Source organism: Streptomyces sp. NPDC060232 (assembly GCF_042726555.1).
In the GTDB taxonomy this organism is placed as follows: Bacteria; Actinomycetota; Actinomycetes; order Streptomycetales; family Streptomycetaceae; genus Streptomyces.
This window is the reverse complement of sequence record NZ_JBHXAG010000006.1, coordinates 71651-97743: the sequence shown is the minus strand read 5'-3', so window position 1 is coordinate 97743 and position 26093 is coordinate 71651. Positions and strand designations below refer to the sequence as shown.

Here is a 26093-nt window from a genome sequence, read left to right as displayed (position 1 = left end):
TCCTGAAGGTGACGTCCCGCAGCGCTGGTGAGGGCGGCGCGCGGGTGGGGATTCGGGAACGAAAACGGGGGCGGGGGTCAGCCCGCGGTGTGGGTCGTGTCGCGGATGTGCCTCAGGCGGTGCAGCAGGCCATCAGTGGCGAAGTGGTCGTGCAGGAGCCGGTATTCGGCGAAGAGGGCGTCGTAAGCGTCGGCCCGCGGGGCGTCGGGCATGTAGACGGCCGGCAGTCGGCGACCCATGGCGGCGGTGGCCGTCCGTACGTCGCTGTGCGCGCCGGCGGCTACGGCGGCGTGGATGGCCGACCCGAGGGCGGGGCCCTGGTCGGACGCGGCGAGGGAGACGGGGCGGCGCAGCACGTCGGAGTAGATCTGCATCAGCAGTTCGTTCTTGGCCAGTCCGCCCGCGACGATGAACTCGTGGACCGGTACGCCGCCTGCTTCCAAGGTCTCCACGATGACGCGGGTGCCGAACGCGGTGGCCTCGAGCAGTGCGCGGTAGACGTCCTCGGGGCGGGTCGCGAGGGTGAGACCCACGATGACTCCGGAGAGGTGGTGGTCGACGAGGACCGAACGGTTGCCGTTCAGCCAGTCGAGGGCGACCAGTCCGTGTCCGCCGACCGGCTGGCCTGTGGCCTTCCTGGTCAGCAGGGTGTGCAGGTCCTCGCCGCGCTCGGCGGCCTCGGCGAGATAGTCCGACGGGACGCCTTGGTCCAGCACCCAGGCGAAGATGTCGCCGACCGCGCTCTGGCCCGCCTCGTAGCCGTAGGTTCCTTCGACGATCCCGCCGGCCACGACACCACAGATGCCGGGGACGTCGGCGAGGACGGGGGCGTTCACGACGTGGCAGGTGGAGGTCCCCATGATGGCGAGCAGCTGTCCCTCCTCGACGGCCTGGGCCGCCGCCGCGGTGACATGGGCGTCGACGTTGCCCGCGGCCACGGCGATGCCGGGCCGCAGCCCTGTCCACGCTGCCGCCTCCGTACTGAGCGAGCCCACTCGTGAGCCCAGAGCGGAGAGGGGGAATTCGAGGCGGGTGCGTGCGAAGTCGGCGAACCGGGGGTTCAGCGCGGCCAGGTACTCCTCGCTCGGGTAGGCGCCGTCCTGGTGGATGCCCTTGTATCCGGCGGTGCAGGCGTTGCGGGACTCGGTTCCGGTGAGCTGCCACACGATCCAGTCGGCGGCCTCGATCCACCGCGCGCAGCTTTCGTAGACGAGCGGATCCTCCTCCAGGACCTGGAGCGCCTTCGCGAACTGCCACTCGGCGGAGATCCGGCCGCCGTAGCGGGCGATCCACTTCTCCCCGCGGGCGTGGGCGAGTTCGTTGATGCGGTCGGCATGGGACTGGGCGGCGTGGTGCTTCCACAGCTTGGGCCACGCGTGCGGCCGTCCGGCGAGCTCGGTCTCGGCGAGGGGAGTCCCGTCGGCCAGCGTGGGCAGGACGGTGCACGCGGTGAAGTCGGTGGCGATGCCGATCACCGCGGCGGGATCGATCCCCGCCGCCGCCAGGGCCTGCGGGACGGCGTGACGCAGTACGTCCCGCCAGTCCTGGGGGTGTTGCAGCGCCCAGTCCGGAGGCAGCGGCGCACCGCCGTGCGGCAGGTACCGGTCGATGACGCCGTGCCGGTAGGCGTGGACCGCCGCGGCCAGTTCCTGACCGTCGCGAACCCGCACCACCACGGCGCGGCCCGACAGCGTGCCGAAGTCGACGCCGACCGTGTACTGCTCCGATTCCTCGGAAGGAGGGGTGGGCGCGAGGAGATGGGGTGACGTCAACAGAGTGCCTTTCGAAGGAGCCGTGGGCGGCACGCGGCGCGGCCCGGCAGCCGGAGATGCCGTCCCGACCATCCTGGCGGTCGGCGGAGGATCCGATGAGCTTGCAGTGTGAGCGCTAACAATCTCGATAGGCAAGAGGTCTGCGTGGATCATGCGGGAGGTCCCCTTGGCGTGGCGGCCTTCGTATACGGGGCCTCGCCTCGATGTGTGGTTGATTCGAGGCGGGTTGAGGTCTCCGATTCGGGTAGCGGGGTCGATGGTCGCGCGAACGGATGGAGTCCGCCTTGTTGTCGCACTGACGCGGTAACGGGCAGGTAACGCGTGCAAAGGGGTTGAGGACCCAGCTTGTTAGCGCTCACAATGCGACGGCGCCCCCTCAAGGGCATCCCGCTCCTGTCACCCCGCCCCGGCCCCGCCACGCCCCTGACCGCGGGCACAGCCCGGCGCCGGCCGTGCGGAGCCTCATCCTTAGCCCCGAAAGGACACCCGTCATGGCTCGCAGAGCAGCCCTCGTCCTCACCGTCGCCCTTCTCGCCTCCTCGGCGTTGACCGCCTGCTCGACCGAGGGCCCCGCCACCGGCCCGGCCTCCGGGGCCTCCTACGGGACCAAGTCGGGCTCCGGAGGCGCGATCACCATGGGGTTCGCCCAGGTCGGCGCCGAAAGCGGTTGGCGTACCGCCAACACCAAGTCCGTCCAGGAGGCGGCGAAGAAGGCCGGGATCGAACTCAAGTTCTCCGACGCGCAGCAGAAGCAGGAGAACCAGATCAAGGCGATCCGCACCTTCATCCAGCAGAAGGTCGACGTGATCGCCTTCTCGCCGGTCGTGGAGTCCGGCTGGGACACGGTGCTCAAGGAGGCCAAGGACGCGGGCATCCCGGTCATCCTCACCGACCGGGCCGTGGACACGAAGGACACCTCCCTCTACAAGACCTTCCTGGGCTCGGACTTCGTCAAGGAGGGCAAGTCCGCCGGCGAGTGGCTGACCGGCGCGTATGCGAACGAGCAGGGCCCGGTCAACATCGTCGAGCTCCAGGGCACCACGGGCTCCGCACCCGCCAACGACCGCAAGGCCGGCTTCGCCGACGTCATCCGCACCGACGGCAAGTTCAAGATCGTTGCCTCGCAGTCGGGCGACTTCACCCGCGCCAAGGGCAAGGAGGTCATGCAGGCGTTCCTGAAGTCCCAGAAGGACATCGACGTCCTCTACGCCCACAACGACGACATGGCCCTCGGCGCCATCCAGGCCATCGAGGAGTCCGGCAAGAAGCCCGGTACGGACATCAAGGTGATCTCGGTGGACGGAATCAAGGACGCCTTCGTCGCCATGACCGAGGGCAAGATCAACGTCGTGGTGGAGTGCAACCCGATGCTCGGCGACCAGCTGATGGAACTGGCCAAGAAGGTGGTGGCGGGGGAAAACGTGCCGACCCGGGTCGAGACCCAGGAGGGCGTCTTCACCCAGGACCAGGCCGCGGCCGCCCTGCCGTCCCGGAACTACTGACGCGACAGGTTCCGGTGCCGCAGAAGGCCCGGCCCGGCCCGTCTCTTTCGGATCTCGCGGGCCCGCGACGCCTGGCACCGGAGCTCGCTCCACCACCCCACCCATGAGAGGAGGGCGGATGGCATCCCCGTCCACCCCGCGGCCCACGGACGCCGGCGGCCCGCGGCCGGTCCTGGCAGCCCAGGACATCCGCAAGCAGTTCCCGGGCGTGCTCGCCCTCGACGGAGTCGCCCTGCGGCTCTTCCCCGGTGAGGTGCACGCCCTGATGGGCGAGAACGGCGCCGGGAAGTCCACCTTGATCAAGGTGCTCACCGGTGTCCACCCCGCCGACGGCGGCACCATCCTCGTCGACGGTCGGTCCCACGCGTTCGCGGACCCCCTCCAGGCGCAGCAGGCCGGAATCAGCACCGTCTACCAGGAGGTGAACCTCTGCCCGAACATCTCGGTCGCCGAGAACATCCTCATCGGGCGCGAACCGCGCCGGTTCGGTCTCGTCCACTGGTCCGCGATGCGGCAGCGGGCGGCTGAGCTGCTGACGGAACTGGACCTCGACCTGGACGTCACCAGTCTGCTCGGTTCGCACTCCCTGGCGGTGCAGCAGCTGGTCGCCATCGTCCGGGCGGTGGACGTCTCGGCGAAGGTGCTCGTGCTGGACGAACCCACCTCCAGCCTGGACCGCGAGGAGGTCGCCCAACTCTTCACCCTGGTACGGCGCCTGCGGGACCGCGGGGTGGCCATCCTGTTCGTCACGCACTTCCTCGACCAGGTATTCGACCTCTGCGACCGCGTCACCATCCTGCGCAACGGCCGGCTGGAAGGCGAGTACCCCATCGGCGAACTCACCCCGGTGACGCTCGTCCAGCGCATGATCGGCGGAGAACTCGACACCCTCGACCAACTGTCGGACCGTGCCCGCGAGGAAGCGGCCGAACGGGCGACCAGCGAGCCGTTCCTCCGGGCACGACAACTGACCCGCACGGGCTCGATCGAGCCGTACGACCTCGACATCCATGCCGGCGAGGTCATCGGACTGGCCGGCCTCCTGGGATCGGGCCGCACCGAGGTGGCACGCCTCCTGTTCGGCGCGGACAGCGCGGACGCCGGAGAAGTGAGCATCGAGGGCAAGGAGGTGCTCCTGCGCACCCCCCGCCACGCCATCGCCCGAGGCATCGCGTTCTGCTCCGAGAACCGCAAGTCCGAAGGACTGGTGGGCGAGCTCACGGTCCGCGAGAACATCATCCTCGCTCTGCAGGCCGCCCGCGGCTGGACCAGGCCGCTGGCCCGTGCGAAACAGGACGAACTGGCACGGCACTGGATCGAAGCCCTGGACATCCGCCCCGCCGACCCCGAAGCGCAAGTACGCCACCTCAGCGGAGGCAACCAGCAGAAAGTCCTCCTCGCGCGCTGGCTGCTGACCGACCCCCGGCTCCTGATCCGCGACGAACCCACCCGGGGCATCGACATCGGGGCCAAGGCGGAGATCCAGAAACTCGTGGCCCGCCTGGCGAGCGAAGACACTGCCGTTCTGTTCATCTCGGCGGAACTCGAAGAGGTCCTGCGCCTGAGCCACCGCATCGCCGTACTCCGCGACCACCGCATGGTGGCCACCCTCACGAACGACGACACCGTCACGCCCGAACGCCTCCTCACGACCATCGCCACCGGAGCGGACTCATGACCACCCAGCCCGACCAGTCCATGGCGGTCGGCGGAATCGGGAGACGACTGGCCGGGCACCGCCTGCTGTGGCCAACGCTCATTCTGCTCGCCCTGCTCCTCGGCAACCTCGCGTTCCACCACGACTTCTTCTCCGTCCGCGTACGCGACGGCCACCTCTACGGCAGCCTCATCGACATCCTCCAGTTCGGCGCACCCCTCACCCTGGTGGCGCTCGGCATGACCCTCGTCATCGCCACCCGCGGCATCGACCTCTCGGTGGGCTCCACCGTCGCCATCGCCGGCGCGCTCGCCTGCGGGCACATCTCCACCGCCGCACAGCCCGGCAGCGTCACGACCATGCTCACGGCCGTCGCCCTCGCCCTCGGCGTCGCACTCGTGCTGGGCCTCGCCAACGGCTTCCTGGTGTCCGGACTGGGGGTGCAGCCCATCGTGGCCACCTTGATCCTCATGGTCGCGGGCCGCGGCGTCGCCCAGCTGATCACCGACGGCCAGATCACCACGGTGACCAGCGCCCCCTACAAGATGATCGGAGGCGGCTACTGGCTGACCCTCCCGTTCGCCGTCCTCTTGGCAACCGCCCTCGTCGCGCTCACCGCCTTCATCACCCGTCGCAGCGCACTCGGCATGCTGATCGAGTCCGTAGGCGGCAACCCCGCCGCCAGCCGCCTGGTAGGCATCCGCGCCGGCGGTCTGCTCGCCCTGGTCTACGTCTTCAGCGCGCTGTGCGCCGCCATCGCCGGGCTGATGATCAGTTCCAACGTCTCCAGCGCCGACGGCAACAACGCCGGCCTGTGGATCGAACTCGACGCGATCCTCGCCGTCGTCGTCGGTGGCACCGCCCTGACCGGAGGGCGCTTTTCCCTCGGCGGCACCGTCCTGGGCGCCCTGATCATCCAGACCCTGTCCACCACCGTCTACACCCTCGGCGTCCCACCCGAGACCACCCTCGTCTTCAAGGCCTTCGTCGTCATCGTCGTCTGCCTCGTGCAGTCCCCGGCCTTCCGGGCCAAGGTCCTGCGCCGCCGCAGGACACCCACTCCCCGCTCCCACACCACGGCGGGCGCCGCCCCGCAGCAGCAGGAGGTACGCGCATGAGTACCGGCATCGCGAGCGCCGCCGCGCGACTCACCCGCCCCTTCGCGACCGTGTCCCCGCGCACCCGCACCCGTATCCCGCTGATGGTCACGGCCGTCCTGCTGGTCGTCATGTTCAGCGTCGGATCGGTGCGTTACGAGGGCTTCCTCTCCGCGCAAGTCGTGCTGAACCTGGCGATCGACAACGGATTCCTCCTGGTCGTCGCGGTTGGGGCGACCTTCGTCATCCTCACCGGCGGCATCGATCTGTCCGTCGGCTCCATGGTGGCCCTGTCGACCATGCTCACCGCCTGGCTGGTCGAGTCGCACGGCTGGCCCCTGGCCACCGTCATTCCACTGGTCCTGCTGGTCGGCGCCGCGAGCGGGGCGCTCATGGGCTGGATCATCCACACCTTCGAGATCCAGCCGTTCATCGTCACCCTGGCCGGCATGTTCCTCGCCCGCGGCCTCTGCTACACGATCAGCACCGAATCCATCAACATCAGCGACCCCACCACGGCGGGAATCGCGCAGACCCGGCTGTACGGCCCGGGGGGACTGTTCGTCTCAATCCCGGTGGTCATCGCCCTGGCCGTGCTGGTGACCGCCTTCGTCGTACTGCACCACACGCGCTTCGGCCGCAACGTGTACGCGCTGGGCGGCAATGAGTCCTCCGCACGCCTGATGGGTCTTCCGGTGGGCTCCACCAAGATCGCCGTATACGCCGTCAGCGGCCTGTGCTCCGCACTCGGCGGCCTGCTGCTGACCTTCTACATGCTCTCCGGCTACGCCCTCCACGCCATGGGCATGGAACTCGACGCGATCGCCGCCACCGTGATCGGCGGCACGCTGCTGACAGGAGGTTCCGGCTTCGTCCTGGGCACCGCCCTCGGCGTGCTCGTCCTCGGCATGATCCAGACGGTCGTCAACTTCCAGGGCACGCTCAGTTCTTGGTGGACCCGGATCGTCATTGGTGCCCTGCTGCTCGTGTTCATCGTGCTGCAACGTCTGATGAGTGGACGCCGCCCTGCCGCCGACTGACTCCCGGCCCCGCTGCCCATCAGCCCAGCAGCCATCAGCCCGTGCCGCCGCGTTCGAGTGCCGCGATCACAGCTTGGGAACACCGCCATGGAACACGTATATGAATCCGCAGACCAGGCCGCTGAGCCCAGGCGGACCGCCTCCGGTCCGCGGACGGGCCGTCCCCTCCGCACGGCCGATGAAGGAACGGGGGAGAGGTGGCGGTTCGGCTTCCCCGGCCGGGCCCGCGCGGAGGTCCTCTCGCGCGGCGCCCGCCTCCATTCCCTGATCCTGCCGGACCGCTGGGGCCACACTGCCGATGTGGTGCTCGCCGCCCGCGACCCCGCCGCCTTCGAGGGCTCCGCACGCTACTTCGGTGCGACGGTGGGCCGTTACGCCAACCGCATCGCGCGCGGCCGGCTCGTCGTCGACGGCGTCACCCACCGGCTGGCCACCCAGGAGAACGGGCACACACTGCACGGCGGTCCCGACGGGTTCGACCAGCGCGTGTGGCAGTGCGAACCCTTCCACTCCGCGCACCGCACCGGTGTCCGCCTGTTCCTGCACAGCCCCCACGGCGACCAGGGGTTCCCCGGTGCCCTGAACGTGCGCGTCACCTACACGCTGGACCGGGACGACAACCTGACCCTGTCGTACCAGGCGGTCGCCGACGCGCCGACGGTCGTCAACCTCACCAACCACGCCTACTGGAACCTCGAAGGAGAGGGGCGCGGCAACGTCCCGTCCCACCACCTCCAGGTAGAGGCCCCCTTCTACACCCCCGTCGACGCCGCCCTGATCCCCGACGGCCCTCACCGCTCGGTCAGCGGCACGCCGTTCGACCTTCGCCGGCACCGGCGGCTCTCCGACGTCCTGACCCATACGGATGCGCAACTGGCCCTCGCCGGAGGCGGCTTCGACCACAACTGGGTCCTCGACGGCGCCCCGCGAGCCCGTCCTCGGAAGGCCGCCGTGTTGTACGCCCCGGCATCCGGCCGCCGCATGGACGTGCGCACCACGGAACCGGGCATCCAGGTCTACACCGCCCAAGGCCTGACCGGTGACATCACGGGCAAGGGAGGCACCCCGTACCGTGCCTACGCGGGGGTCGCGCTGGAAACCCAGCACTTCCCCGACTCCCCGAACCGCCCCGACTACCCGACGGTCCTCCTGCGCCCGGGTGAGCTGTACCGGTCCACCACGATCCACAGTTTCACCACGGTCACCGCCTGAGAGGGGCGGCGCCGGCCGTAGCCGCTGTCCGGTGCCGCAGGGGCACCGGACAGCGGCTTTCGCGCCCGCGGCACCTTCCCCGTACGACGTGCCATCGGTGCCCGGGGCCCGACTTCCCACGGGGAGGGGGAACCCCCCGGCGGTAGGGGTCATGCGCTGAAGGGAGCGCTCCTGCGGGCCGTACTGGCGCGCACGATGAGCTCTGGCGCCACCACCAGGTGCGTCGACTCGTCGGTTCGGCCTTCGATGTGGTCCAGGAGCAGCCCGATGCTGTCGCGGCCGAGCGAGGCGAAGTCCTGACGGATCGTCGTCAGCGGGGGTGGGAAGAACTCCGCCTCGGGGATGTCGTCGAAGCCGGCGACCGCCACGTCCTCCGGCGTACGCAGGCCCGCTTCCCGCAAGGCCCGTAGGACACCGAGGGCCATCTGGTCGTTGGCGACGAACACCGCGGTGAGGCCCGCTCCCCGCCCTCGTGACGCCAGGACCCGACCCGCGAGCTGCTGGCCGGCCTGGTATCCCGACAGCGGACTCCAGTCGCCGCGCAGCAGGGGCGGCACTTCGGCGCCGGCATCTTGTAGCGCGTCCTCCCACCCCTGCGTGCGGGCCTCGCTCTCGAGCCAGTCGGGAGGGCCTGCGACATGCCACACGGTGGCGTGGCCCGACGCGAGAAGATGCTCCGTGATCATGCGAGCGCCGAGGTTCTGGTCCAGCGACACCCCTGGCAGATCCAGAGTGTGTCCGCCTTCCACGGTGACCACCGGGCACGGTGCTTCCAATGCCGCCAGGGCCCGCACCGCGGCGCGTTGGGGAGTGACGGCGACGATCCCCTCCACGCCCCACCCGGCGAGGTGCTGCATGGCTTCGGCGAGGGCTGTCTGCGTGGCGGTCCGAAGCGTGACGGCGGACGTCAGGTAGCCGCGGTCCCGAGCCGCCTCTTGCACTCCCGCCACGGTGCTGGCGGGCCCGTGCAGAGTGGTGTTCACCGCGATGACGCCCAGCGTGTGGGTCCGGCGAGTGGCCAGAGCCCGGGCTGCCGAGTTGCGGCGGTACCCCAGCTGCTCGATGACCTGGGTCACCGCGGCCCGGGTCTTGGCGCTGACGTTCGGGTGATCGCTGAGCACCCGTGAAACGGTCTGATGGGACACACCGGCGACGCGCGCGACGTCCGTCATCGTGGGCGCTCGCGAGACGTCTGGGAGCTGGGTCAACCCTCTTCCTTTCCTCATCGAGCGGCCTTCCCTCAAGGTACCGAACCAGCCGCGGCCCGCACACATCTCGGACCGATCGGGCGATCGTCGACGGGGTACTGATGTTGGCGCTCACATTATGCAGCGATGATCGCAAGTTGGGGGCACGAGTCTTCTCCTCCCTCTTGAGATTTGTGATTGTTAGCGTTCACAATCTGATGGGGGTAACTGGGGGAGCTGGGCTGGCGGAGCCGCGATGCCTAGCACGGCCCCCGATCAGTCCAGCCCACTCATGCGCGACTGCGGGGCCTGCTGGACGCCGGTCCCAGGAAACCGCCGCGCATGTCGGAGAGACGGTGAGAGCGTAGTGAGCGAGACCATCCTCAAGGACCTCCGTCGCGAGGTCCTCGCGGCCAACCTGCGCATCCCGGAGGCCGGTCTGGCCACCCTCACCTGGGGAAACGTCAGCGGAGTGGACCGAGACGCCGGCGTCTTCGTCATCAAGCCGTCCGGGGTCTCCTACGCCGACCTCACGGAGGAGGACCTGGTGGTGGTGGCACTGGAGGACGGCCGGGTCGTCGACGGGCACCTCAGGCCCTCCACCGACACGGAAACCCATCGGTGCCTCTACCGGGCCTTCCCCTCCATCGGCGGCGTCACCCACACGCACTCGGCGCACGCCGTCGCCTTCGCCCAGGCCCGCCGCCCGATCCCCGTGCTCGGCACGACACACGCCGACACCTTCAACGGGCCCGTCCCCGTGACGGCGGACCTCACCGCCGAGCAGTGCGCGCAGGACTACGAGTACAACACCGGACAGGTAATCGTGGCCCGGCTCGACGGCGACCCCCGTCGGGCCGACGAGGTCCCCGGAGCGCTCGTCTCACGACACGGCCCCTTCACCTGGGGATCCACCGCGAAGGCCGCGCTGGAGAACGCCATCGTCTGCGAGGCCGTGGCGGAGATGGCGCTGCACACGCTGGCGCTGGGGTCCCCTCTCGGGGACGCCTCCGCACCACCGAGGCATCTGCTGGAGCGGCACTTCACCCGTAAGCACGGACCGGACGCCTATTACGGCAACACCCCGCACTCCCCGGGCGCCTGAGGCCGGGCACCGCCTCGGCGCCGCGTGATCCGCCAGATCGTCCGACAGCTGCGGCTCGGAGGACAGTGGGACCTCGCGCGCGCATCCGGCGACACGGCTCACTTGCTTGATGGGATCGGCGAGGAGGATTGTCGCGGGTCACCGCAGACGGCCAGGGCCAGATGGACGACGGAGTGGAGCCAGGATCATCCTGGCTTCACTCCAAGGTGCGGGCGTTTCAATGGAGCTGTGCGAAAAACCTCCAGATCTCTTTTTTGGTCCAGGTCGCGACGCCGCTCTCGTTGGGGGAGTCGTCGACCGGACCGGGCATGTGGCCTCCGTCGAACGCGGCCCATTGGACCGGGTACCCGGCGCGGCAGCCCGAGTAGGTGGTGGTGACGTGCGTCCGGCTGCCCGGCGCGGGCTCGCGCGGGCTCTGGGGAGCGCGGCCGTTGTTGCTGACGAATCTGTCGCGCAGGGACCGTCCTTGCGCGATGTCTGCATCGTGTGCGTACCGCTCGCCAGAGTCGGGGCGCTGCCGCATCCGCCGCCACCGGACGACAGCTTGACCATCTGCCATTGCTGGTTGGCCACGCCCCGGTCGGTGTACTGGACGACGTTGCGGTCGTCGGCGGTGGAGGCGCCCTGTACCTCCACGGCCTTGCCGCTGTTGCGGTTGATCAGCCGGGGACGTGGCCCGCGTGTGAGTCGGCCAGGCGGAACTGCTGGTTGGCCCCGTTGCCGTCGGCCCACTGCGCGATCGCGGCACCGTCGGCGGTCGAGGCGCTGGCCACGTCGAGAACCTTGCCCGAATGCCGGGCCTCGAGGCGGTAGAAGCCGCCGCCGGGGTCCACTAACTGCCACTGCTGGTTGGCTCCGTCGCTGCGCGTCCACTGGCTGACCCGCGCGCCGTCGGCGGTGGACACGCCATAGACGTCCAGCGCCTTGCCGCTGTTGCGATTGACCAGGACGTACCAGGCATTGGTGTCCACCGTCGCCGCCTCGGCGGGCACCGGCTTCACCGCGGCGAGCATGCCGATCGCGAGGGTCGCCGCCACCACGGCGGCTAACCGGGACCACCAGCGATGTCTGTGTGGAGGGGCGGGGGCCGTTTCGCTGTGGCAGATCAGGTGCGGGTCCAGCGTTGGTTGCTGCCGTTCGAGCACGAGTAGAGCTGGATCAAGGTGCCGTTGGCGGTGCCGTTGGCGGCGGCGTCAAGGCAGAGGCCGGACTGGACGCCGACAATGGAGCCGTCGCAGTTGAGACGCCATTTCTGGTTGTCGCCGCCCCAGCAGCTGTAGATCTGGACTTTGGCGCTGTTGCCGGTGCCGGCGGCGTCCAGGCACTTGTCGCCGTAGACCCTGAGCTCGCCTCCGGCGGTGTACGACCACTGCTGGTTGGTGCGGTTGTTGCAGTCCCACAGGTTGAGCTGGGTGCCGTCGGTGGTGCTGGCACCGGGCACGTCCAGACAGCGGCCTGACCCGACGCCCTTGATCTGTCCAGAACCGGGCGTGGGGGTCGGAGTGGGGGAGGCGGCGTTGAGTGCGTTGAGGACGGAGGTGTAGGCGGGCTTCCTGCTGCCGTTGCCGTTGAACAGCAGCGGCGAGTGCTCCGGCCGCCAGGAGTCGGTGTCGCGCACACCCCAGACGGTGATGCCGAGGCAGCGCCGGACGGCCAGGCAGTCGTTGGTCACGTTGGCGTAGGTCGTGCCCGAGGCGCCCTGGATGTCGAGTTCGGTGATGGCCACGTCGACGCCGAGGGCGGCGAAGCTCTGCAGGGTGGTGCGGAAGTTGCTGTTGTAGGGGCTGTCGTTGTTGAAGTGGGACTGGAAGCCGACGCAGTCGATCGGCACGCCGCGTTGCTTGAAGTCCCGGACCATGGCGTACATCGCCTGGGTTTTGGCCCAGGTCCAGTTCTCGACGTTGTAGTCGTTGTAGCAGAGCTTGGCGGCCGGGTCGGCGGCGCGCGCGGTGCGGAAGGCGACCTCGATCCAGTCGTTGCCGGTGCGTTGCAGGTTGGAGTTGCGCCGGGCTCCCGAAGTGCCGTCCTCGAAGGCCTCGTTCACGACGTCCCACTGGACGATCTTGCCCTTGTAGTGGGCCATCACGCCGTTGATGTGGTTGGTCATCGCCTGGCGTAGCGTGCTGCCGCTGAGGTTCTGCATCCAGCCGGGCTGCTGGGAGTGCCAGGCCAGGGTGTGGCCGCGCACCTGCTTGCCGTTCTGCACCGCCCAGTTGTAGACGCGGTCCCCGGCGGCGAAGTTGAACTGGCCCTGCTGGGGTTCGGTGGCGTCGATCTTCATCTCGTTCTCGGGCGTCACCGAGTTGAACTCGCGGCCGGCGATCGTCGTGTACGCCGAGTCGCCCAGCCTGCCCGAGGCGATGGCGGTGCCGAAGTAACGGCCGCTCTGCGCCGCCGCGCCACCGAGCGTGCTCTCGGCGGCCTGTGAGGTCAGCGGAGCCACCAGCACCGCGGCCGAGCCGAAGACGCCGACGACCAGGGCCGTACGAAGACCGCCCATCTTCCGGCGGACGGTGCGTGGGGGAATGGCATTTAGACCGTGTCCTATGTGGTGAGGCGGACGAGCCGCTTGTAGCAGCAGAGGGCAGCAGCGAGGCCGAGAAAGGCCAGGTAGTTGCGGGGGTGGCGCTCGTAGCGGTGGTTGAGCCGGCGGTAGCCGGTGAGCCAGGACATGGTCCGTTCGATCACCCATCGGCGGCGCCCGAGTCGTTCGCTGGACTCAATGCCTTTGCGTGCGATGCGGACGCCGATCCGCTTGCCCCGTAGCCATTTCCGCAGTTCAGGTATGTCGTAGGCCTTGTCGGCGTGTAGGCGCTGGGGTTTGAAGTGGCGGCCGCGGTGGGGGTCGTGTCTCGTTTGGTGACGTGGGCCTGGGCCTGCATACCAGGCGCGTGGTCCCAGGGTGCTGTCGTCCGGTGTCCGTCGCGCCCGCGCCCGACGGGCTGCACGCAACGCTGCTCGCTGTTCAGGCTGGACGTAGCGAAGGAACGCGGCTTCCTTGATCAGAGAGGCGATGTCGGCGACTTCGGCGTAAGGGAATGTCGAGCCTTCTTTGCAGGCTCCAGTTCCCGAGCAAGCGGGCCTCGTCCAAGTCCCGGACCACCTCAGTGGGACCCCCAGGTTCACGAGGTCCGCAATCATGGCGATCAAGTTTCTGCCTTCGGCGCCGCGGTCCGCGCAGCGAGTCGTGCTGCGTCCCTCACACGCCCGATGTGTCGTCAGGTAAGTCAGCATCTGGTCAGCATCGGTCCCCGAACATTCCGACGTGGCTGTCCCATTCGACGCCTGCTCGGCGCCGCGACAACAGCCTGGTTCGCACGGAAGTGCAGGCCAGGGGCCTTCTCGTCAGCGGGAATCGATGTTCCTTTTAATCTTCGATCCGACGCGTGTCAGTGTAGAGTGAGACCGCCCCTGACCTGCAGAAAGCTGGCAGGGAGCCGTCTTCTAGGAGCTCAAATTGCTGCGCACCATGTTCAAGTCCAAGATCCACCGGGCCACCGTCACCCAGGCCGACCTGCACTATGTCGGGTCCGTGACCGTTGACGCCGACCTGCTGGACGCCGCCGACCTGCTCCCCGGGGAGCTCGTCCACATCGTGGACATCACCAACGGCGCGCGGCTGGAGACCTACGTCATCGAAGGCGAGCGCGGATCCGGCGTGATCGGGATCAACGGCGCCGCCGCACACCTCGTGCACCCCGGCGACCTCGTCATCCTCATCAGCTACGCACAGGTCGAGGACGCCGAGGCGCGGGCGCTGAAGCCGCGCGTCGTGCACGTCGACGCCGACAACCGGATCATCGAACTGGGCTCCGACGCCTCGGCACCGGTACCGGGCACGGACCAGCAGCGCAGCCCCCATGCCGTAGCCGCCCGATAAGGAGCCGCGGAGCATGCCGCAGAGCCCGAACACGCCGATCGAGTTCCAGGACGAGCGGGTGGCCGGGCGGCTGCTCGCCGTCGAGGACGGGAAGGCCGTCGGGTTCATCGCCTACTTCGTGCTCGCCCGGCCGCCCCACGCCCTGGTGGCGGTGCACACGATCGTCGAGCCGGGCCACGAGGGCCGGGGCATCGCCGGGGGATTGGTGAGGACCTTCTACGGACGTGCCCAGGCCGAGGGCGTGCCCGTGGTTCCGCTCTGCCCGTACGCGGCGAGCTGGGCCGCCAAACACCCCGACGAGGCACCCGACGCGCCGGCCGACGTCGTGGCGGCGGCGAAAGCACAGCTGGCGGCCGACTCCGACCTCTGGTGACGGCCCCCGGCCTGGCCCTGCTGCACACCTCGCCCGTGCACGTCCCCGTCTTCGACGCGCTGCGCGACCGGCACCACCCGGGGGCCGTCCTGCGGCACCTGGTGGTGCCGGAGCTGCTGGACCGGGCCCGCGCGGACGGGCCGCGGTCCGTGGCTCCGGCCCTGCGGGAGCTGCTCGCCGCGGCCGGGCGGGGCCCCGTGCTGGTCACCTGCTCCACCATCGGGGCGACCGCCGAGGCACTCGCGCCGGCCCTCGGCGCCACGGTGCTGCGCGTGGACCGGCCGATGGCGGCCGCGGCCGTGCGCGCCGGCCCGCGCATCGCCGTCCTCGCGGCCCTCGCGTCGACGCTCGCTCCGACGGCGGAGCTGCTCGCCGAGGAGGCGGGTGGGCGGCCGGTGTCGGTCGTCACGCACCTCGTCCCCGGCGCCTGGGAGAGCTTCGAGGCGGGGGACACCGCCCGCTACCTCTCCCAGGTGGCCGCGGCAGCCGACGCCGTCACCGGTGCGGACGTCATCGTCCTCGCCCAGGCCTCCATGGCGGGCGCCGCCGAGCGGGCCATGACCGCGACCCCCGTGCTGTCCAGCCCCGCCCTTGGCCTGGCGGCCGCGCTCGCCCTGACGGCCGAAGCGTAGGGGCGTACGGGACGCAATCGCGGGAAAGTGCCCTACATGGTGCGAAAACTCGAAGCTACGCAGCCGCCGACTCCCGAGCCCGACCCGACACCGGCGCCCAGCCCGTTCCCGGACCCCGAGCCGATCCCGCGCCCCGTGCCGCCCGTGCCCGGCCCCGTCCCGGAGCCGGACCCGGTGCCCCCGCCCCCGGGGCCCGCGCCGGTACCCCAGCCCGGGCCCTGGAGCTAGGGCCTGTATCGAGTTGCCCCGCGGCGCAACTCGATACAGACCCTATTGCCGCGTCAGTTTGTGCGGACCTCGGAGCGGTCGCCGCTCCAGAGGGTGTGGAACGAGCCCTCGCGGTCGGTGCGGCGGTAGGTGTGCGCCCCGAAGAAGTCCCGCTGGCCCTGGGTGAGGGCCGCCGGGAGCCGCTCCGCGCGCAGCGCGTCGTAGTACGCCAGTGAGGCCGCGAACGCCGGCACCGGGATGCCCGCACCGACCGCCGCCGTGATCACGGAACGCCAGCCCTCCTGCGCCGCCCCGATCTCCTCGGCGAAGCGCTCGTCCGCCAGCAGGCTCGGCAGGTCGGGCCGGGCGTCGTAGGCCGCGCGGATGCGGTCCAGGAACGCCGCCCGGATGATGCAGCCGCCGCGCCACAGCGAGGCCACCGCACCCAGGTCCACCTTCCAGTCGTACTCCTCGCTGCCGGCCCGGATCTGGTGGAACCCCTGCGTGTACGAGACGATCTTCGACGCGTACAGCGCCTCCTCCACCTGCGCGGCGAACGCGTCCGCCGCCTCCGGCGACAGCGCCGCGGAGGCCGGGCCCGCGAGTCCGCGGGCGGCCGTCCTCAGGTCCGCGTGGCCCGAGACGGCGCGGGCGAACACGGCCTCGGCGATCCCCGACACCGGGACCCCCAGGTCCAGGGCGATCTGCACGGTCCAGCGGCCGGTGCCCTTCTGCTCGGCGGCGTCGGCCACGATATCGACGAACGCCTGCCCGGTCGCGGCGTCGGTGTGGGCGAGCACCTCCGCGGTGATCTCGATCAGGTACGAGTCCAGGCGCCCCCGGTTCCAGTCCCGGAAGGTCTCCGCGATCTTCGCGGGGGAGTACCCCGCGACCTCGCGCAGCAGGTGGTACGCCTCGGCGATCAGTTGCATGTCGGCGTATTCGATGCCGTTGTGCACCATCTTGACGAAGTGGCCGGCGCCGTCGGGGCCCACGTGGGAGGTGCACGGCGTGCCGTCGGCTGCCTTCGCCGCGATCTTCTCCAGCAGCGGGCCGAGGGACGCGTAGGACTCCTTCGAGCCGCCCGGCATGATGCTCGGCCCGAGCAGCGCGCCCTCCTCGCCGCCCGAGATGCCCACGCCCACGAAGTGGATGCCCTGCTCGCGCAGGTCCCGCTCGCGCCGCCGGGTGTCCTCGAAGTGCGCGTTGCCGCCGTCGATGATGACGTCGCCCTCCTCCAGCAGCGGGGCGAACTCGCGGATCACGGCATCGGTCGGATCCCCGGCCTTCACCATGATGACGATGCGGCGGGGGCGCTCCAGCGCGTCGACGAACTCCTTGGCCGACTCGGCGGCCACGAACGCGCCCTCGTGACCGAACTCCTCCACCAGGGCGGTGGTCTTCGCGGCGGTGCGGTTGTGAACGGCCACGGTGAATCCGTTGCGGGCGAAGTTGCGGGCGAGGTTGCTGCCCATGACTGCGAGGCCGGTGACGCCGATCTGGGCTGTGCTCGTGCTCATCTGTGCGCTCCTGCGTGCTTCGGTGTGCGGGCTGTGCCCGACGCTACCCCGCCGCCGGCCGCGCGGCGCTCCGGCCCGTCGAGGGATTGTCAAGTTCCGCTGAAGAGCGCCCCGTTGCTCCCTTGTCGTGCAATGATCCCGGCGTTACGTTATGCGATTCCTGATGTCTCGAATGGGGGGCTTCCATGGGCGTACGGGGCCGGCACCGCCGGTATCAGCCGAGCAGCATCAACCGGGCCTCGCTGGCCGTCACCGCCGGGGGCGCCGGGATCGCGCTCCCGTTCATGGGCGCCGGAGTCGCCGACGCCGCCTCCGTGGACACCTGGAACAAGGTCGCCGCCTGCGAGTCGACGAACAACTGGCGCATCAACTCCGGCAACGGCTACTACGGCGGACTCCAGTTCAGCCAGAGCACCTGGCGTGCCTTCGGCGGCACCACGTATGCTCCGCGCGCCGACCTGGCCACCAAGGAGCAGCAGATCGCCGTCGCGGAGAAGGTCCTCAAGGGGCAGGGCCCCGGGGCCTGGCCCCACTGCGGCAAGGGCGCCGGGCTCACCCGCGGCGGCCCGTCGCCGGTCCTCGCAGCGCAGGTCCCCGCGCAGCCCGAGGCGCGTTCGCAGCCCCGGACCCAGGAGGTCCGGACGACCGCGGTGCAGGGGAGCACGCCCCGCCCGACCGGAACCTCGGTCCTGCCGAATCCGTACGTCGTCGCGCCGGGCGACTCGCTCTCCGCGATAGCCACCGAGCAGCACGTCGAGGGCGGGTGGCAGGCGCTCTACGAGACCAACCGGGCCGTCGTCGGAGACAACCCGAACCTGATCCTCCCCGGCCAGCGGCTCACGATGCGGGTCACCACCGCCCCGCCGGCCCCGCCCGCGCAGAAGCCGCCGCGGACCGCCGAGCCGGTCAAGCCCGGGGGGCCGGCCGCGGAGAAGCCGGCGGAGCGGCCCGCGCCGAAGCCCGTGGAGAAGCAGACCCCGAAACCGGCCGAGAAACCTGCCGGGAAACCGGCCGACAAGCCCGACACGCAGCCGGCCTCAGCGCAGCAGAAGCCGGCCACGGGCGGGTTCTCCGCTCCCGTCGACGCCGCCCTCGGGACCGCCTACCGCGTCTCGGGATCCTCCTGGTCCAGCGGCTACCACACCGGCATCGACTTCCCCGTGGCCACCGGCACCACCGTCAAGTCCGTCGGACCCGGCCAGGTCGTCTCCGCCGGTTGGGCCGGCGCCTACGGCTACCAGGTCGTCATCCGGCACACCGACGGCCGGTACTCCCAGTACGCCCACCTCTCGGCCCTCGGCGTGAAGGCCGGCCAGCAGGTCTCCGGAGGCCAGCGCATCGGCCGCTCCGGCTCGACCGGCAACAGCACCGGCCCGCACCTGCACTTCGAGATCCGCACCGGCCCCGGCTACGGCTCCGACATCGACCCGTTGAGGTACCTGCGCGGCCACGGGGTCCGCATCTGACCCGCGCACGTGCGGCGGCACGGCCGTGAGCAGGACCAGGCCGGCCGCCGCCAGCACGGCGCTGGCCAGTGCCGCCGCCGTGCCCGCGGCCCCGTGGCGGAAGCCCTCGTCGAAGAGCAGGATGCCGACGGTCGCCGCGACCACCGGATTGACCACCGTCACCGTGGCCAGCGGCGCCGTCAGTCCTGCGCCCCGGTAGGCCGCCTGCGACAGCAGCAGCCCGGCCGACGCCAGCACCGTGATCGCCGCCAGGTCCGCCCACAGGCCGCCCGGCCCGCCTGCCTCGACGTTCTCCGCGACCGACTTGGTGAACACCGAGGCCATGCCGAAGGCCGTACCGGCCGCCGCGGCCAGCAGCACGCTGTGCAGCACCACCCGGCGCATCCGGTGCGCGGCCAGGAACAGCGCCGCCACCAGCGCCCCGGTTCCCACGAGCAGCAGGCTCCGCTCGCCGTCCCCCAGCGGCTGCTCCGCCCGCCCGGCCCCGCCGGTGAGCGCCAGCAGCCCGGCCAGCCCGACCGTGGCCAGCACCGCCCCGCGCCAGGCCGCCGCGCCCGCCCGGCGCCGTACGAAGACGGCCGCCATCGGCAGCGCGAACACGATGGTGAGGGCCCCGAGCGGCTGGACCAGGCTCAGCGGCCCGTACGCGAGCGCCACCACGTGCAGCAACGCGCCGAGGCCGTTCAGCCCGACCGCCACCCACCAGCCGCCCCGGCGCAGCGGCGCGTACGGCCGGTCCGGCGTTGTCGCCGCGACCCTCTCCTGGACGATCGCGCCACCCGCGTATGCCACGGCGGACACGAGGCAGAGCAGGACCGACAGCGCGAGTGCACTCATAAGATCCACAATGCCGGACCCGTCCGCGCTATTCCTCCCCCCACAGGTGGTCACGGGTCATACTCCCGACGTAGTACGCGAGCACGCAGCGTGGCTCCTCCAGCAGCGCAGCGCCACCCCTGCCGTGCCCCACGGTCACCGCGTCGATCCGTACGGTGACGGCCCGTTCGCGATGCGGGAGGTGTCGGGCCGCGGGTTTGGCTCGGGGCGTAGGGGATCCGTACAGTTTCCCTTTTGAGGACCTCCGCAGCAGGCGGATGCGGACGAGTGATCAAGGAACGGCAGCGGCCATGACGGTGACCGAAGACAGCCACGACCAGGCACAGGCCTACGGACCGGGCATCGACCCCGAGCGGCTGGCGCTCTGCCTCGACGTGCTCGCCGAACTGGACGAGATCGACGTCGACCACCCGGACGCCATCGCCGTCCGCCGCGCCACGGCCGGCGTCTACCGCACGGTCAAGCAGCGCCGCCGCCAGGAGCGCCGCGCCGCCAAGACCGCCAACGACAAGGCCGTCACCGAGGCGACCGCGACCGGCTCCGCCGAACGCATCGACGACGAGACCGAGGGCATCCTGCCCTCCTCGGTCACGGAGGCCGGCCGGATCGCCGGGATACTCCAGCGTCCGCGCTCCTGCTACGTCTGCAAGACGCGCTACGTCGAGGTCGACTACTTCTACCACCAGCTCTGCCCGGGCTGCGCCGCCGAGAACCGCACCAAGCGGGAGGCCCGCGCCGACCTCACCGGCAAGCGCGCGCTGCTCACCGGCGGGCGGGCCAAGATCGGCATGTACATCGCGCTGCGGCTGCTGCGCGACGGCGCCCACACCACGATCACCACGCGCTTCCCCAAGGACGCCATCCGCCGCTTCAAGGCGATGGAGGACTCGGCGGACTGGATGCACCGCCTGGAGGTCGTCGGCATCGACCTGCGCGACCCGGCCCAGGCCGTGGCCCTCGCCGACCAGGTGGCCGCGGCCGGCCCCCTCGACATCCTGATCAACAACGCGACGCAGACCGTACGCCGCCTGCCCACGGCCTACGCGGCGCTGGTCGAGGGCGAGAGCGCCCCGCTGCCCGCCGGCGAACTCCCCGCCCACCACGTCATCGGCGCCTTCAACTCCGGCGCGGTGGACGGCCTGGCGGCCCTGCCCGTCGGCGTGAGCGGACTCGAAGCGCAGAAGGTCGCCGACCTCGCGCTGGTCGCGGGCAACGCCAGCCTGGAGCGGCACCTGGCCGGCACCGCCATCGACGCCGGCGGCCTGCTGCCCGACGTCGTCGACAGCAACACCTGGGTGCAGACCATCGACCAGATCTCCCCGGTGGAGCTGCTCGAAACCCAGCTGTGCAACTACACGTCGCCGTTCATCCTGATCAGCGCACTCCGGCCGGCCATGGCGGAGGCCGCCCGCAAGGCCGCGGGCGGGCGGGCCTACGTCGTCAACGTCTCGGCGATGGAGGGCGTCTTCAGCCGCGGCTACAAGGGCGCGGGGCACCCGAACACCAATGCCGCCAAGGCCGCGATGAACATGGTGACACGGACCAGCGGCCAGGAGATGTTCCAGACCGACCGCATCCTGATGACCTCGGTCGACACCGGCTGGATCACCGACGAGCGCCCCCACTTCGACAAGCTGCGCCTCGCCGAGGAGGGCTTCCACGCCCCGCTCGACCTGGTCGACGGCGCGGCCCGGGTCTACGACCCGATCGTGCGCGGCGAGGCCGGCGAGGACCTGTTCGGCGTCTTCCTCAAGGACTACGCCCCGGCGAACTGGTAGCCCGCCGCCCCCGGCACCCAGGGCCTGCCGCATGCCCTCGACCGACCCCCTCGGCTGACCGAGGGGGTCGCTCGCGTTCCCGGGCCGTCGCTTTTCCCGGCGCCCGTTCCCCTCCTCGGCACGCGCGGCCGTACGAGCCGGGCCGCGCGGTCATTCGGCAGGAGGGTGCACCGCCTCCGCTGCGCGTACGGCGTGTCGCGCTCCGTCACCCGGACGGAGCATCTGGCCGGTGTCGTGCGGCAAGCCCGCGAGCTGCGGTTCCTTTCGGAGGGGAGCGGGCGCCGAAGTGGCGCCGCCGTCCGCGGGGCGCCGGTCGTCGCGGCTGCCGTGCGGCCGTCCCGTCGGCTCAACCACGCTTGTGGCCAACGGTGGTTGGGGCTGACGGTGCGCCGGATCCCGACGTCGTCGACCCCCTCCGTCGCGTCTCGCGCATCCGGGTCCGAGCGCACCGCCCGTGACGCCCCCGCCGACCCGCGACTTGCCGAACTCGGGGCGAAACTGAGAAAGCACAGCGGATTTTGCCTTCCTATCGAGCGGAGGTGCGCTCATATGTGTACCCTGGGGCATCAAGACGGCCCCCATCCGGGCCGCGCTCCACGAAGGCGCCACCGCGTCCGGAACCCTTGATCCCTTACCCGGCTCGCGGTCAGCGGCCGGGTTACGCGACACAGAGGAGTGCGCGGTGACTGAAAAGACGCAGCCCGAACCGAAGTTGCTGGAGCGGACAGGGCCTCGCGCCACGACGCGGTCCGACGAACTCGGAAGCCTTGAGGTCTGGGCGCGCTCCGCCCCGATCCGGCTGGCCGGGTACGAGGACGACCTGGCGGAAGCCCACATCCTGCCCGGCATCGACTAGTCCGCCGGTCCGCCGACGTCCCGTACCCACCCGCAGAGCGGTGACAAGCGCCCCCTCGTGCCCACCGGCACCGGGGGCGCTGCCCTTTCCCGCTACGCCCTGAGCGTCATCGCCGAGAGCGATCACCGCTTCCGCGGCCCGGTCCGCCGGTCCAGGCTGCTCGTATGAAGCTGCTGATGCTGGGTGGTACCGAATTCGTCGGACGTGCGATCACCGAGGACGCCCTCGCCCGGGGCTGGGAGGTGACCGTCTTCCACCGGGGCCGCCACGCGCCCCCGCAGGGCGCCCATGTCCTGCACGGGGACCGCACCGCCCCCGGGGGCCTGGCCGCCCTTGCCGAGGGGGAGTGGGACCTCGTCGTCGACACCTGGGGCGGAGCCCCCACGGCGGTCCGCGACAGCGCCCGCCTGCTGAGCGGCCGGGCCGGCAGGTACACGTACGTCTCCAGCCGCTCGGTGTACGCCTACCCGGCCCCCGCCGGGCAGGGCGAGGACGGCCCCCTCGTCGAGGGCTCGCCGGACGCCGCGGCGACCGCCTATGCCGAGGACAAGCGGGGCGGCGAACTCGCCGCGCTGGACGCCTTCGCCGAACGTGCCCTGCTGGTCCGCGCCGGGCTGATCCTGGGCCCCTACGAGAACGTCGGCCGGCTGCCCTGGTGGCTGAACCGCATCGCGCGCGGCGGCCCGGTGCTCGCCCCCGGCCCGCGCGGACTCCCGATCCAGTACATCGACGTACGCGACCTCGCGCGCTGGACCCTGGACGCCGCCGTCGCCGGGCTCGCCGGTGCCTACAACCTGGTCTCCCCGGCCGGGCACGCCACCATGGGCGCCCTCCTCGACGCCTGCGCCGCCGTCACCGGCGCGGACGCCGAGCTGCGCTGGACCGACCCGGGACCGATCCTCGACGCCGGCGTGGAGCCCTGGACCGAGCTGCCGGTCTGGCTCCCCGAGGGCGAGTCGCACGACTACATGTTCGGCGGGGACGTGGCCAGGGCGCTGGAGGCCGGCCTGCGGTGCCGCCCCGTCGAGGAGACCGTGGCCGACACCTGGGCCTGGCTGCGCACCCTCGGCGGCCGGGCCCCGCAGCGGGCCGACCGGCCGGCCCCCGGGCTCGACGCCGAGCGGGAGGCCGCGCTACTCGGGCTCTGACCGCCGGGCGTCCGCGAGCCGGGTCGGCGGGAGGTACTCGCGCACCAGCGTGCGGTGCCACCAGGCCCCCGTCTCGCGCAGCTCCCGCCAGGTGGTGAAGCGGTAGCGGTAGAGCAGGGCGCGGACGTGCACGGGAGGGGCGTCCGGGAACGGGTTGTGGCGCAGCAGCCGCAGCGTGTCCCGGTCGCCCGCCAGCAGCCGCTCCACGAACGGCCCGAACCAGTCGCGCGCATACCCGGGGGAGATCGCCGCGAACCACATCAGCCAGTCAAGGCGCAGGTGGTAGGGGGCGAACTGGCGCGGCAGCCTGCGCGGTTCGCCCGGCTTGCCCTTGAAGCCGTACTCCTTCCAGTCGCCGTCCTCGCGCGGCACCCGGTCCGCGGTGCCCTCGACCGCCACCTCCATGCGGACCCGTCCGACCGAGCCGAAGGCCCCGTAGGTGTTGACCAGGTGCAGCGCGTCGAAGGACCGGTTCATCACCTGGCGGCGCGAGACCAGGTTGAGCACCGGCCGGCGGCTGAGGAACAGCACCAGGGCGGTCACCGCGCAGACCAGGACCACGAACCAGACCGGAGCCGGCCGCGAGGCTGCGGCCGGGGGCGGCCCCGCGAGCCCGGTGAAGTCCACGGCCGACACGGCGAGGGTGATCGTCAGCCAGTTCAGCCAGGCGAAGTTCCCCGACAGCACCAGCCACAGCTGTGTCGCGATGACGGCCCCGGCGGCGTACGAGGCCACCGGCTGCGGGGTGAACAGCAGCACCGGGACGACGAGCTGGGTCACGTGGTTGGCGGCGCACTCCACCCGGTGCAGCGGTTTCGGCAGATGGTGGAAGAACCAGCTGAGCGGCCCCGCCATCGGCTGCGTCTCGTGGTGGAAGTACAGGCAGGTCAGCTTGCGCCAGCAGGGGTCCCCGCGCATCTTGATCAGCCCGGCCCCGAACTCCACGCGGAAGAGCACCCAGCGCAGCAGCCACAGCACCAGCACCGGCGGCCCGGCCCGGGCGTTGCCGAGGAACACCGCGAGGAAGCCGACCTCCAGCAGCAGCGACTCCCAGCCGAAGGAGTACCAGGTCTGGCCGACGTTCACGATGGACAGGTACAGCACCCACAGCACGGCCCACATCGCCATGGCCGCGGCCAGCGGCACCTCGTCCCCGGCCCCGGCGGCCAGGGCCGCCGCCAGCGCGGCCCCGGTCCAGGCGCAGCTCGCGAAGAGCCGGTCCGAGTAGCGCAGTTGGAACAGGCTCGGGGCGCGCCGGAAGGGCACGTACCGTACGTAGCGCGGCACGGGCAGCATGCCGTGCGCCCCGATCAGGGCCCGGAACTGCAGGGCGGCCCCGACGAAGGCGACGAGGTAGACACCGGCGAGGGCCCGCTGGAAGACCAGCCGGGCGAGCCAGTACCCGGGAGCCGTGAACCAGTCCATCACCCCCAGTATCCGGCCGGTCGGGCGGCGCCTGCCAGCCCGCCCGGCCGACGCATTTCTTGAACGCGTTCGAGAAGCGCTCCGGTTGCGACTCTCGCGCGGATGCGGCAGACAAGAGGGAGCAACCGGGGCGAAAAGGGAGAAACTCGTGAACGGACCGTCACTTCCGACACCTCGTCAGGCGTCGCGTCGTCAGGCACCGGCCGGCGCCGCCCTCTTCGCCCTGCTCGGCCTGTTCGCCGCGGCCTGCGGCGGACGCGACGAGCCGACCGGCGGCGCCGGCCCCGAGAGCCAGGAGGTCTACCTCCAGCCGGTGGCCAACGTCGGCCCCAACCCCTTCACCGCATCCTCGGCCACCGGCGAGTCGGCCCCCGTCCAGCCCCCGCTGCCCAACCCGACCGGGCAGGGCATCCGCACCGTCAACGCCGCCACCCCCGGCCTCTACGGCGGCACCCAGCGGCGGGGCAGCTGCGACGTGGAACAGCAGGTGCGCCACCTGACCGAGGACAGCGCCAAGGCCCGGGCCTTCGCCCAGGCGTCCGGCATCCAGGAGGCCGGCATCCCCGACTTCCTGCGCGGGCTGACCCCCGTCGTACTGCGCGCCGACACCCGCGTCACCAACCACGGCTTCCGCGGCGGCCGCGCCGACGGCTACCAGTCCGTCCTCCAGGCGGGCACCGCCGTCCTCGTCGACGAACACGGCATGCCCCGGGTCCGGTGCGGCTGCGGCAACCCGCTGGGCTCCCCGCGCGCGCCGAAGGGCAGCCCGGTGCACAAGGGCGACCCGTGGAACGGCTACCAGCCCAACCAGGTCGTCGTCATCGAGCCCACCACCCACGTGATCAACAACCTGGTGATCGTCAACATCGCGGACAACACCTGGATCGAGCGCAAGCACGGTGACGACGGAGCCCAGGACCGGACCCCGCAGGCCCTGCCCCCCTACGACCCGGCAGACGGCATCCCGAACGGCCCCGCCCTTCCCTCCGGTGCCGCGTCGGCCGAGCCCTGCCCGGGCACACCGGGATCCGGGCCGGCGCACTGCCCGTCGAACCCGTCCCCGCAGAGCTCGCCGGGCGGGAACGCGCAGCAGAGCCCCGCCGTGCCCCTGAGCCCCTCCACCCGGCCGCGCCAGCCGCAGCAGCCGCAGCAGCGGCCGCCCTCGGGCCTCCCCTCGGACGCCCCGTCCGACCAGCTGACGCAGAACCCGGACGATCCGGCGCTCCCGCCGTGGCCCGGCGGATCGACGACGCAGCCCGGCGATCCCCAGGACCCGTACTCCGATCCCTACGCCGACCCGTACGCCGATCCGGACACGGAGCCCTCCGCCGACCCCTACGTCGATCCGGACCTCATGCCGACCTCCGACGAGGGCTTGCCGCTGGAGAGCGCCTGACCG

Annotated in this window: 19 protein-coding genes and 3 pseudogenes; 14 read left to right on the top strand and 8 right to left on the bottom strand. The window is 71.1% G+C overall.

The window, feature by feature from the left end:
- Positions 1-77: 77 nt before the first annotated feature.
- Positions 78-1772 carry a ribulokinase gene (araB, locus tag ACFWFZ_RS11705; protein WP_387120208.1) on the bottom strand — a complete coding sequence of 565 codons (1695 nt, stop codon included), beginning with the start codon at positions 1770-1772 and terminating at the stop codon, positions 78-80.
- Between the two features lie 491 nt (positions 1773-2263).
- On the opposite strand from araB, the gene ACFWFZ_RS11700 reads away from it, so the two are divergent.
- The 5 genes from ACFWFZ_RS11700 (at position 2264) to ACFWFZ_RS11680 (ending at position 8280) form a co-directional block, all read left to right on the top strand.
- On the top strand, positions 2264-3274 hold the full coding sequence (locus tag ACFWFZ_RS11700) for an ABC transporter substrate-binding protein (protein ID WP_387120205.1): 1011 nt from the start codon (positions 2264-2266) through the stop codon (positions 3272-3274).
- A gap of 118 nt (positions 3275-3392) precedes the next feature.
- Positions 3393-4952, top strand: a complete 1560-nt coding sequence (locus ACFWFZ_RS11695) for a sugar ABC transporter ATP-binding protein (protein ID WP_387120202.1) — start codon at positions 3393-3395, stop codon at positions 4950-4952.
- The gene (locus ACFWFZ_RS11690) at positions 4949-6049 is read left to right on the top strand and encodes an ABC transporter permease (RefSeq protein WP_387120199.1); all 1101 of its coding nucleotides are present in this window, start codon (positions 4949-4951) and stop codon (positions 6047-6049) included. The genes ACFWFZ_RS11695 and ACFWFZ_RS11690 overlap by 4 nt, the downstream gene beginning before the upstream one ends.
- Entirely contained in the window at positions 6046-7068 is a 1023-nt protein-coding gene (gene yjfF, locus ACFWFZ_RS11685; RefSeq protein WP_387120197.1) for a galactofuranose ABC transporter, permease protein YjfF, read from the top strand. Before ACFWFZ_RS11690 ends, yjfF begins: the two co-directional genes overlap by 4 nt.
- A gap of 87 nt (positions 7069-7155) precedes the next feature.
- Positions 7156-8280: an aldose epimerase family protein gene (locus ACFWFZ_RS11680; RefSeq protein ID WP_387120194.1), complete on the top strand. Its 1125-nt coding sequence runs from the start codon at positions 7156-7158 to the stop codon at positions 8278-8280.
- 149 nt (positions 8281-8429) lie between these two features.
- Here the strand turns inward: ACFWFZ_RS11680 and ACFWFZ_RS11675 are convergent, their stop codons facing one another.
- Positions 8430-9506 carry a LacI family DNA-binding transcriptional regulator gene (locus tag ACFWFZ_RS11675; protein WP_387120654.1) on the bottom strand — a complete coding sequence of 359 codons (1077 nt, stop codon included), beginning with the start codon at positions 9504-9506 and terminating at the stop codon, positions 8430-8432.
- 328 nt (positions 9507-9834) lie between these two features.
- Here ACFWFZ_RS11675 and araD point away from each other — a divergent pair, with 328 nt between their 5' ends.
- Positions 9835-10572, top strand: a complete 738-nt coding sequence (gene araD, locus ACFWFZ_RS11670) for an L-ribulose-5-phosphate 4-epimerase AraD (RefSeq protein WP_387120191.1) — start codon at positions 9835-9837, stop codon at positions 10570-10572.
- A gap of 217 nt (positions 10573-10789) precedes the next feature.
- Here araD and ACFWFZ_RS11665 read toward each other — a convergent pair.
- The 3 genes and pseudogenes from ACFWFZ_RS11665 to ACFWFZ_RS11655 all read right to left on the bottom strand — a co-directional run.
- Positions 10790-11612 (bottom strand): annotated as a pseudogene (locus ACFWFZ_RS11665) (RICIN domain-containing protein).
- Between the two features lie 65 nt (positions 11613-11677).
- Positions 11678-13072, bottom strand: a complete 1395-nt coding sequence (locus tag ACFWFZ_RS11660; protein ID WP_387120188.1) for an endo-1,4-beta-xylanase — start codon at positions 13070-13072, stop codon at positions 11678-11680.
- A gap of 44 nt (positions 13073-13116) precedes the next feature.
- Positions 13117-13434 (bottom strand): annotated as a pseudogene (locus ACFWFZ_RS11655) (transposase); the annotation flags it as partial.
- A 595-nt stretch (positions 13435-14029) separates the two neighbouring features.
- Here ACFWFZ_RS11655 and panD point away from each other — a divergent pair.
- Genes panD through ACFWFZ_RS11640 form a run of 3 tightly spaced genes read left to right on the top strand, consistent with a single transcriptional unit; the run spans position 14030 to position 15457 of the window.
- Entirely contained in the window at positions 14030-14452 is a 423-nt protein-coding gene (gene panD / locus ACFWFZ_RS11650; protein ID WP_387120185.1) for an aspartate 1-decarboxylase, read from the top strand.
- A gap of 13 nt (positions 14453-14465) precedes the next feature.
- A complete protein-coding gene (locus ACFWFZ_RS11645; protein ID WP_387120181.1) occupies positions 14466-14825 on the top strand; it encodes a GNAT family N-acetyltransferase in 360 nt (119 codons plus the stop codon).
- Positions 14819-15457, top strand: coding sequence for an aspartate/glutamate racemase family protein (locus tag ACFWFZ_RS11640; protein WP_387120651.1), 639 nt, complete (start codon positions 14819-14821; stop codon positions 15455-15457). The genes ACFWFZ_RS11645 and ACFWFZ_RS11640 overlap by 7 nt, the downstream gene beginning before the upstream one ends.
- A gap of 281 nt (positions 15458-15738) precedes the next feature.
- Here the strand turns inward: ACFWFZ_RS11640 and gndA are convergent, their stop codons facing one another.
- On the bottom strand, positions 15739-17184 hold the full coding sequence (gene gndA / locus ACFWFZ_RS11635) for an NADP-dependent phosphogluconate dehydrogenase (RefSeq protein ID WP_387120178.1): 1446 nt from the start codon (positions 17182-17184) through the stop codon (positions 15739-15741).
- Between the two features lie 185 nt (positions 17185-17369).
- Between gndA and ACFWFZ_RS11630 the strand changes: the two genes are divergently transcribed.
- Entirely contained in the window at positions 17370-18650 is a 1281-nt protein-coding gene (locus tag ACFWFZ_RS11630) for a transglycosylase family protein (protein ID WP_387120175.1), read from the top strand.
- A gap of 102 nt (positions 18651-18752) precedes the next feature.
- Here ACFWFZ_RS11630 and ACFWFZ_RS11625 read toward each other — a convergent pair.
- Positions 18753-19487: pseudogene (locus ACFWFZ_RS11625) on the bottom strand (DMT family transporter); the annotation flags it as partial.
- Positions 19488-19777: 290 nt separating this feature from the next.
- On the opposite strand from ACFWFZ_RS11625, the gene ACFWFZ_RS11620 reads away from it, so the two are divergent.
- The 3 genes from ACFWFZ_RS11620 to ACFWFZ_RS11610 all read left to right on the top strand — a co-directional run bounded on the left by ACFWFZ_RS11620 (position 19778) and on the right by ACFWFZ_RS11610 (position 23269).
- Positions 19778-21265: an SDR family NAD(P)-dependent oxidoreductase gene (locus ACFWFZ_RS11620; protein ID WP_387120172.1), complete on the top strand. Its 1488-nt coding sequence runs from the start codon at positions 19778-19780 to the stop codon at positions 21263-21265.
- Positions 21266-21947: 682 nt separating this feature from the next.
- The gene (locus ACFWFZ_RS11615) at positions 21948-22121 is read left to right on the top strand and encodes a hypothetical protein (RefSeq protein WP_387120170.1); all 174 of its coding nucleotides are present in this window, start codon (positions 21948-21950) and stop codon (positions 22119-22121) included.
- 164 nt (positions 22122-22285) lie between these two features.
- Positions 22286-23269 (top strand): NAD-dependent epimerase/dehydratase family protein, encoded by a 984-nt coding sequence (locus tag ACFWFZ_RS11610; RefSeq protein ID WP_387120167.1) that lies wholly within the window; start codon positions 22286-22288, stop codon positions 23267-23269.
- Here ACFWFZ_RS11610 and ACFWFZ_RS11605 read toward each other — a convergent pair.
- Positions 23255-24694: a lipase maturation factor family protein gene (locus tag ACFWFZ_RS11605; RefSeq protein WP_387120164.1), complete on the bottom strand. Its 1440-nt coding sequence runs from the start codon at positions 24692-24694 to the stop codon at positions 23255-23257. The genes ACFWFZ_RS11610 and ACFWFZ_RS11605 overlap by 15 nt on opposite strands.
- Positions 24695-24842: 148 nt before the next feature.
- Between ACFWFZ_RS11605 and ACFWFZ_RS11600 the strand changes: the two genes are divergently transcribed.
- The gene (locus ACFWFZ_RS11600) at positions 24843-26090 is read left to right on the top strand and encodes a DUF6777 domain-containing protein (protein WP_387120161.1); all 1248 of its coding nucleotides are present in this window, start codon (positions 24843-24845) and stop codon (positions 26088-26090) included.
- The last annotated feature ends 3 nt before the right edge of the window (positions 26091-26093 follow it).